Origin of the sequence: Mycobacterium sp., assembly GCF_025933915.1 — a bacterium.
GTDB lineage: Bacteria > Actinomycetota > Actinomycetes > Mycobacteriales > Mycobacteriaceae > Mycobacterium.
In genome coordinates, this window is sequence record NZ_JAICZA010000185.1 from 1 (window position 1) to 7,964 (window position 7,964).

6 protein-coding genes are annotated in these 7,964 nt (G+C 63.4%); 4 read left to right on the top strand and 2 right to left on the bottom strand.

Annotation, left to right across the window (positions count from 1 at the left end; genetic code table 11):
* Nucleotides 1-13: 13 nt before the first annotated feature.
* From Q0W90_RS21315 to Q0W90_RS21330, 4 genes are all read left to right on the top strand, one after another.
* Nucleotides 14-940: an alpha/beta hydrolase gene (locus tag Q0W90_RS21315; RefSeq protein ID WP_297697748.1), complete on the top strand. Its 927-nt coding sequence runs from the start codon at nt 14-16 to the stop codon at nt 938-940.
* A 188-nt stretch (nt 941-1,128) separates the two neighbouring features.
* Nucleotides 1,129-1,737 (top strand): TetR family transcriptional regulator, encoded by a 609-nt coding sequence (locus Q0W90_RS21320; protein WP_297598388.1) that lies wholly within the window; start codon nt 1,129-1,131, stop codon nt 1,735-1,737.
* Nucleotides 1,738-2,030: 293 nt separating this feature from the next.
* Nucleotides 2,031-2,465 (top strand): MmpS family transport accessory protein, encoded by a 435-nt coding sequence (locus tag Q0W90_RS21325; RefSeq protein WP_297598390.1) that lies wholly within the window; start codon nt 2,031-2,033, stop codon nt 2,463-2,465.
* Entirely contained in the window at nt 2,462-5,365 is a 2,904-nt protein-coding gene (locus tag Q0W90_RS21330) for an MMPL family transporter (RefSeq protein ID WP_297598392.1), read from the top strand. The genes Q0W90_RS21325 and Q0W90_RS21330 overlap by 4 nt, the downstream gene beginning before the upstream one ends.
* Before the next feature lie 79 nt (nt 5,366-5,444).
* Here Q0W90_RS21330 and Q0W90_RS21335 read toward each other — a convergent pair whose 3' ends face one another.
* Together Q0W90_RS21335 and Q0W90_RS21340 are read right to left on the bottom strand one after the other, a co-directional pair.
* Nucleotides 5,445-6,227: an SDR family oxidoreductase gene (locus Q0W90_RS21335; protein ID WP_297776415.1), complete on the bottom strand. Its 783-nt coding sequence runs from the start codon at nt 6,225-6,227 to the stop codon at nt 5,445-5,447.
* A 452-nt stretch (nt 6,228-6,679) separates the two neighbouring features.
* A partial coding sequence (locus Q0W90_RS21340) for a PAS domain S-box protein (RefSeq protein WP_297776418.1) occupies nt 6,680-7,964 on the bottom strand: 1,285 nt, incomplete at its 5' end.

Here is a 7,964-nt window from a genome sequence, read left to right on the forward strand (position 1 = left end):
CAGAGGGCATTCGATGGCGAAAAGGCTCCCCGACAACGCCTTCACGTCGCCCCATATTTTGGATCCCGGTCTTCGCAAGGTGGCTCGATTCGTGCCTCGGGGCTACGCCTTGCACCGGGGCCTGAAGCTGCAGCGCGCCCTCATGAACCTGATGGGCAACGCCGGCCGCATCCGCAGCGTGCCGGTGGCCGCGGTCAATGAGCACGTCACCGTCCGTCTGCATCGTCCGGCCGGCCTTCCGGAGCGCGCACCCGCGCTGCTGTGGATCCACGGCGGCGGAACCATCATGGGCCACGCCGCCCAGGATGATAAGTATCTCCGTCAGCTGTCTGGGCGCACCGGTGTCGCGATTGCGGCGGTGGAACACCGGTTGGCACCCGAACACCCCTACCCGATACCGGTCGAGGACTGTTATGCGGCCCTGCTCTGGCTGGCGCGCCAGCCATGGGTGGACCCAGATCGAGTCGCCGTCGGCGGGGCCAGCGCCGGTGGGCATTTCGCGGCCGCGGTGACGCAGCGCGCGCACGACCGCGGCGACGTCAAAATCGCCTTCCAAATGCTGGTGTATCCGATGCTCGACGATCGCACCGGTGCCCGTCGCGAGGGCCCCAGGCGCATCATGTGGACCGAATCCGACAATCAATTGGCCTGGCAGTGGTACCTCAACGGGGCCGATCCCGAAGAGGCGGCGCCGGCCCGCCGGAAGGATTTGTCGGGATTGCCGCCCGCCTGGATCGGCGTCGGAACGTTGGACCTCTTTTACTCGGAGAGTCTGGAGTACGCGCGACGACTGCGCGAGGCGGGCGTTCCGGTGCAGGAGGAGATCGTTCCGGGTGCGTTTCACGCGTTCGACCAGATCGCGGACAAGGCGCCGATATCGGCGAAGTTCTTCGACAGTCAATGCGACTATCTGCGGGGCGCACTCACACCCAGCGAATGACGCGCGCGCCCAGCGCTTTCATCACCTTGTCTGATCGAATAGTGCTGCGCAACAACGTTTCTGGCGCGGTATGCCTAAAGCCCGGAATGTGGCCCCACGGCCCTGCGCGGGCCCGGCCGTCGGCGCCTCCCCACGCTGATCCGGCACCTTATGACTGCAAACTGTGCACAACGTGCAACTATAGGGGTATGGCCAATCCCGTAGGGCTACGCGAGCGCCGTCGACGCCAGACGAGCGCCGACATTCGCGACGCCGCCGTGCACCTCACGCTGGAACGGGGATTCGACAAGGTCACGGTCGACGAGATCTGCGCCGAAGCCGGGGTCTCGACGCGCACGTTCTTCAACTACTTCCCCAACAAAGAGTCCGCGCTCGCCTACGGCCCCTCGGACATACCCGCCGAGCTGGCGGAGGATTTCGTCGCCGCCGGGCCCGCCCCTTACTCCGTCGTCCTGGCAGAGCTGATCACCCTGGCGGCCCACCACCTGCGCGACGTGCCCCCCCAGCGCGAACACGCGGCGCACATGCTGGAACTCGCCAAAACGTCCCCCGCCGTCTTGGCGGCGTTCCTCGCCGATCTGGAGCGATTCCAGAATCATTTGACCGACATCATCGTTCGACGCCAGGCGATGCAGCCCGGCGACGAGATGGCGGCGCTGATCTCCGCGCTGGCGCTGACGGCGGTGCGGTCCGGCCTCGAGCGGTGGGCGCGCGGCGAGGCGAGTGAAACCGCCGACACGCCGATGCCCTATGTTGAGCGTGCCGCGGCGCTGGTGAACAGCATCTTCACGAAGTGAGCTGAAACACCACGGGCAAATGTTGCATACACTGCAAGATATGCACATCATGTACTATGCGCTGGTGGCGGTGCCCGGGGAGGCTTCAGCAACAAGGTGAGCCGGGTGTCGGCGGCGACGCGTGGAGACGGCCAAGGTTCACCGCGTGTGACGGTCGAGCGCGCACGAACCATGGCAATCGACGTAATTCGTTCTTGATCGGTGCGACTTGTGGGCACTCATCTGCCCACGACCTCCAGTCGCGCAAACGCTGATCCGCGTCACGACCGCGTGATGGGGAAGGGATCACCTAGGTGCAGATATCGAGACTTGTGCGCAACGCCTGGCTGCCGCTGTTGATCATGGCGGTTGTGCTGGTCGGTGGATTTGCTGTGGTTCGGGTCAAGTCGTTCTTCGGCGCGCATGACACCGGCATCATGACGAGTCCGCGGCTCGATGATTCCAAGCCGTTCAAGCCCAAGGTCATCAAATACGAAGTCTTCGGCTCGGCCAGTCACGCCAACGTGAACTACTTGGATCTGTCCGCCGACCCGAAGCGGGTCGACGGCGCGCCGCTGCCGTGGACGCTGGTGCTGTCCACCACCGCGCCTTCGGTCTTCCCGAACCTCTCGGCACAAAGCGACGGCAATTCCCTCGGTTGCCGCATCACCATCGATGACGAAGTCAAGGACGAGAACATCACCCACGGCGTACACGCCCTGACCTTCTGCATGGTGAAATCCGCATGAGCACAACGTTCAACGACACCCGTACCACCGAGACCATCCCCGTCGTCAACGAACCGGTGCGGGACAAGATCCCGCGGTTGATCAGAACGTTCGCCGTACCGCTCATCCTGGGCTGGATCGCGCTCATCGCGGTGCTCAACGTTGCCGTCCCCCAGCTGGACGAGGTCGGCAAGATGCGCTCGGTGTCGATGGCACCCGACGATGCGCAATCCGTGGTCGCGACCAAGCGCATGGGTGCGGTGTTCGACGAGTACAAGTCCAACAGCTCGGTGATGATCGTGCTCGAGGGCCAGAATCCCCTGGGCGCCGACGCCCACGCCTACTACGACGAGATCGTCAAAAAGCTCAATGCCGACACCAAACACGTTGAACACGTTCAGGACATGTGGAGCGACCCGCTCACCGGTGCGGGTGCGCAAAGCAACGATGGCAAGGCCACCTATGTCCAGGTTTACCTCGCCGGTAACCAGGGCGAAGCGCTGGCCAATGAATCCGTCGAGGCCGTGCAGAACATCGTCAAGAGTATGCCTCCGCCCAAGGGGGTGAAGGCCTATGTCACCGGGCCCGCAGCGTTGTCCGCGGATCAGCACATGGCCGGCGATCGCAGCCTGCAGCTCATCACAGCGGCTACGTTCACCGTGATCATCGCGATGCTGCTGTTGGTCTATCGGTCCGTCGTCACGGTGTTGCTCACGCTGGTGATGGTCGTGCTCGAGTTGTCGGCCGCGCGGGGAATGGTCGCGTTCCTGGGCTACTTCAACCTCATCGGACTCTCGACATTCGCCACGAACTTGTTGGTTACGTTGGGGATTGCGGCCGCCACTGACTACGCGATCTTTTTGATCGGCCGATATCAGGAGGCCCGGGCTATCGGAGAGTCCCGAGAAGACGCGTACTACACCATGTACAAGGGCACCGCGCACGTGGTGCTCGGGTCCGGCATGACCATCGCCGGTGCGACATTTTGCCTGCACTTCACCAACCTGCCCTACTTCCAGACGCTGGGTATCCCCTTGGCGATCGGCATGGTGGTGGTCGTGGCGGCGGCGTTGACGCTGGGTCCCGCGGTCATCTCGGTGGCAACGCGCTTCCGTAAGACGCTCGAACCCAAACGGACGCAACGGATTCGCGGGTGGCGCAAGGTCGGCGCACTCGTCGTCCGGTGGCCCGGCCCGATCCTGGTCGTCACCATCGGGGTGGCCCTGGTGGGTTTGTTGACCCTGCCCGGATACCGCACCAACTACAACGATCGCAACTATCTACCCGCGGACCTGCCCGCCAACGAGGGTTACGCCGCCGCGGATCGGCACTTCTCGCAGGCGCGGATGAACCCCGAGGTGCTGATGATCGAAAGCGACCATGATCTGCGTAACTCGGCGGACTTCTTGGTGATCGACAAAATCGCCAAGACGATCTTCCGGGTTCCGGGCATCGGCCGTGTGCAGGCCATCACCCGACCGCAGGGCACGCCGATCGAGCACACGTCGATCCCGTTCCAGATCAGCATGCAGGGCGTCAGCCAGCAGATGAATCAGAAGTACCAAGAAGATCAGATGGCCGACATGCTCAAGCAGGCCGACATGATGCAGACGACCATCGACAGCATGGAAAAGATGTCCAGCATCACCGTGCAGATGTCCAACGACATGCACATCATGGTCAAGAAGATGCATGACATGACCATCGACATCAACGAATTGCGCGACCACATGGCCGATTTCGAGGACTTCTTCCGGCCGTTCCGCAGCTACTTCTACTGGGAGAAGCACTGCTACGACATCCCGGTGTGCTGGTCCATTCGGTCGGTCTGGGACGGCCTCGACGGCATCGACACGATGACCGATGACATCGAAAGCCTGCTACCCATCATGGATCATCTCGACACCCTGATGCCCCAGATGGTGGCGCTGATGCCCAGCATGATCGAAAACATGAAGGCCATGAAAACGACCATGCTGACCATGTATTCGACCCAGAAGGGTCTACAGGATCAGCAGAAAGAGGCGCAGAAGAACTCGAGCGCCATGGGTAAGGCGTTCGACGCCTCCAAGAACGACGACTCCTTCTACCTGCCCCCGGAGACCTTCAACAACAAAGAGTTCAAGAAGGGCATGAAGAACTTCATCTCCCCCGACGGGCACGCCGTGCGCTTCATTATCAGCCATGACGGCGATCCGATGTCCCAGGAAGGCATCTCGCACATCGGTGCCATCAAGAAGGCCGCCTACGAAGCACTCAAGGGCACGCCGCTGGAGGGCTCGAAGATCTACCTCGCGGGCACCGCGTCGATCTACAAAGACCTCGGTGACGGTAACACCTACGACCTGTTGATCGCCGGAATCGCTTCGCTGTGCCTGATTTTCATCATCATGCTGCTCATCACCCGAGGCGTGGTGGCCTCAGCGGTCATCGTCGGCACCGTCTTGCTCTCGCTCGGCGCATCCTTCGGGCTTTCGGTGCTGATCTGGCAGCACCTCATCGGCATCGAGCTGCACTGGATGGTGCTGGCGATGTCCGTCATCATCCTGCTGGCCGTCGGCGCCGACTACAACCTGCTCCTGGTGGCCAGGTTCAAGGAGGAGATCCACGCCGGCTTGAACACCGGCATCATCCGGTCGATGGGCGGCACCGGCTCGGTCGTGACGTCGGCGGGGCTGGTGTTCGCGTTCACGATGATGACGATGGCGGTCAGCCAGCTCACGGTTATCGGCCAGGTGGGCACCACCATCGGTCTGGGCCTGTTGTTCGACACCCTGATCGTGCGGTCGCTGATGACGCCATCGATTGCCGCGCTGCTCGGCAAGTGGTTCTGGTGGCCGCAGCGGGTCCGGCAACGCCCGGTCCCGTCACCGTGGCCCCAACCCACCAAAGACCGCGAGACTGTAACCGCCGCTACGTAACCCACTCCGCGCGAGACTGCAACTGCCGACACGTTTCTCGAGTAGCACCGTCGGTAGTTACAGTCTCGCGGAAGAACACCTACGTAACCCACTCCGGTTGCGCGTCGGTCTCGACGTTGGAGAAATCCTTGTGTCCCAGGCCGGCGGTGGTGCCGCCGTCGACGACGAACTCCGAGCCGGTCGAGTAGCTGGACTCGTCGCTGGCCAGATAGACCACGAGGTTAGAGACCTCCACGGGCTGGGCGGCGCGGCCCAGTGCACTCTGGAAGATGTCGTCGGGAACCCAGTCGGTCATCGGCGTCTTGATCAGCCCGGGGTGAATGGAGTTCACCCGGATTCCGCTCGGCCCCAGTTCCAGGGCGGCCGACTTCGTCAACCCCCGCACCGCGAATTTGGTTGCGGTGTAGCCGTGGCAAGCGATGGTGCCGGCCATCCCCTCGATCGAGGAGATGTTGATGATCGATCCCCGTCCCGCTTCCTTCATGGGTTTGACCACCGCGCGGATACCGAGGAACACACCCGTCAGGTTGATGTCGAGGATTCGCTGCCACTCCGAGAGCGCGTAGTCCTCCAGGGTGCCGATGTTGATGATGCCCGCGTTGTTGACCAGCACGTCGATGCGGCCGAACTCGCCCAGGGCGGTGGCCACCGCCGCATCCCAATCCTCGGGCTTGGTCACGTCGAGGTGCAGATAGCGGACGGCGTCACCGACCTCCGCCGCCACCGTCTTGCCCTCGTCGTCGAGGATGTCACCGAACACCACCTTGGCTCCCTCGCCGACCAACGACCGCACGTGTGATGCGCCCATCCCCCGGGCGCCACCGCTGATGAGGGCAACCTTTCCCGCCAACCGTTCTGCCACCGTGCGTCTCCTGTCGTGTCCGTGCACCGATAGGCGCTTAGGAGCACCATACATATGGCGGATGATGTATGACCAGGGCTCCGTGAAGAGCTCATGAGCGATAATTGCCGATCGTCTTTGCGGACCGCGCGTTCGGCAGCCGGCTTGCAAGCTGTCCGACAATATCTCGCGCCATTCCGCGTTGGGCAGAAGATGACGGATGGCGGCTCATCGCCTCGCGCCGCTTGCGTTGATGCTCCTGAGCCGCCGACCAGGCCGGGTGCGACTGTAGGACAATGACTTTGGCCATGACTGCGGGTGCCATGGCTGGCTGCTCCTCTCGGCGGCATTTCCCTTGCCCAAACCCATCTCTACAACAAATATCGCGTGGCCACGTCCATCAACAGAGGCTGAAGTCTCTACTGCGAAGGCCGTTCGTCCACTCCCCCAAGAGAACAGCGATTGCAGCGCGGTTAGAACAGCGGAGCCACCCACCGCAGCCGGGTGCCCCCGCCAGAGGCGCCACCGACGTCGAGGGTGCCCCCGAACGATTCGGCTCCTCGGCGCAATTTCATCAGGCCGGCTTCGGTGATGTCGTCGGGCAGGCCTCTACCGTTGTCGACAACGTCGATACACAACTCGTCGGCGACCTCGACGGCGATGGTCAGCTTGGTGGCCGCGGCGTGCTGTACCGCGTTGCTGATCGCTTCCGTGACGACGGCTTCGGCTTCTTCGGCCAACGCGCCCTCAACCACCGAAAGCGGCCCTTTGTATTGCACGGTGGTAGCCAAACCTTCCGACAGCCGGCCGATCACTTCATCTAAACGATGGCGCAGCCCTGCCACGTCGGTAGCTTTGCGGCGCAGGTCGAAGATTGCCGTGCGAAAGTCCTGCACCACGCCGTGCAGGTCGTCTACCGCCGTGTTGAGACGCTGCTGCACCTCGGGCGAGCGCGCCCGCGGGATGGTGCCCTGCAGCGCGAGACCGACCGCGAAGACGCGCTGAATCGCGTGGTCCTGCAGGTCGCCGGCGATGCGGTCACGTTCGGCGAGCACTTCGGCCTGGGCCCGGGTCTCGGTGAGCTCGGCCTGGACGGCCAACTGCTGGGTGATGTCGCGGATGGCCGCCGACACCATCACGCCCTGCTCGGTCCGCAGTGGGCTCAGGCTCACGTCAACCGGGAACACGGTTCCGTTGCAACGCAGCCCCCAGAGCTCTAGGCCGGCCCCCATGCGCCGGGCGTCCGGGTGGGCGAAGAAACCGGTGCGATGCCCCTCGTGGGCGCCGCGAAGCCGCGGCGGGATCAACATCTCGACTTCCCTGCCGATCAGATCTTCACGCTGATAGCCGAACAGCTTGTCGGTTTGGGCGTTTGCGAGCATGATGCGTCCGTCAGGCCCGACGATGACCATCGCGTCGGGGGCCGATTCCAGCAGGGCGTGGAACATGGTTTCGGCCCGCAGATGCTCGGCTGTCACGTCTCGCATCACTTTGGTAAATCCGGCGATGGCGCCCGCGTCATCTTCGAGCAGGGCCAGTACGACGCCAGCGCGAAACCGCTGGCCGTTCTTGCGCACTCGCCAGCCTTCGTATTCGACGCGCCCCAATTCGCGCGCCGCGGCCAACTCCCGTTCAGCCAGTCCGGCCTCTCTGTCCTCCTCGGTGTAGAACGTCGACACCGGCCGGTCCAGTACCTCAGCCGCCGAGTAGCCGGTCATCACCTGGGCGCCCGGGCACCAGCGCACCACGTCGCCGTTC